The organism is Benzoatithermus flavus (assembly GCF_037908215.1).
GTDB lineage: Bacteria > Pseudomonadota > Alphaproteobacteria > Geminicoccales > Geminicoccaceae > Benzoatithermus > Benzoatithermus flavus.
In genome coordinates, this window is record NZ_JBBLZC010000115.1 from 1 (window position 1) to 578 (window position 578).

The following is a 578-nucleotide window of genomic DNA, read 5'->3' on the forward strand; positions in this document are numbered from 1 at the left end:
TCGCGCTATGGAATATCGGTTCGTTTTTATTTTTGCTTGTCAACTTTTTCTTGTTTGGTAGTTTGTCAAAATTTCATTTCTGGTATTCGTAATCGAGGTGGAACGAGATGCGGAACATTGTCGTTGGCTCGCGGCGCAGCAAGCTTGCCTTGACCCAGACGAAGTGGGTGATCAACGAATTGAAACAGCTTGGGGCGCCGTTTACGTTTGAAGTGAAAGAAATCGTCACGAAAGGAGATCGGGTGCTTGATGTTACGCTCTCGAAAGTCGGGGGCAAAGGGTTGTTTGTGAAAGAGATTGAGCATGAATTGCTCGCCGGCGGCATCGATATGGCGGTTCATAGCATGAAAGATATGCCGGCTGTGCTGCCCGAAGGTTTAGTGATCGGTGCGGTTCCACGCCGCGAAGATGCACGCGATGTGCTTGTCAGCAAAGGAAACCGGATGCTCTCCGACTTGCCGCCTGGGTCGGTCATTGGCACGAGCAGCTTGCGCCGTTCGGCGCAGTTGCTTGCCTATCGCCCGGATTTGACGATCAAATGGATTCGCGGCAATATTGACACAAGGTTGGCGAAGCTC

Annotated in this window: 1 protein-coding gene and 1 pseudogene; both read left to right on the forward strand. The window is 51.4% G+C overall.

Features of this window, described 5'->3' with window-relative positions; genetic code table 11:
• Positions 1-92: pseudogene (locus U1T56_RS24380) on the forward strand (cytochrome C assembly protein); the annotation flags it as partial.
• 15 nt (positions 93-107) lie between these two features.
• The coding region (hemC, locus tag U1T56_RS24385) for a hydroxymethylbilane synthase (protein ID WP_418162070.1) at positions 108-578 on the forward strand (471 nt) is incomplete at its 3' end.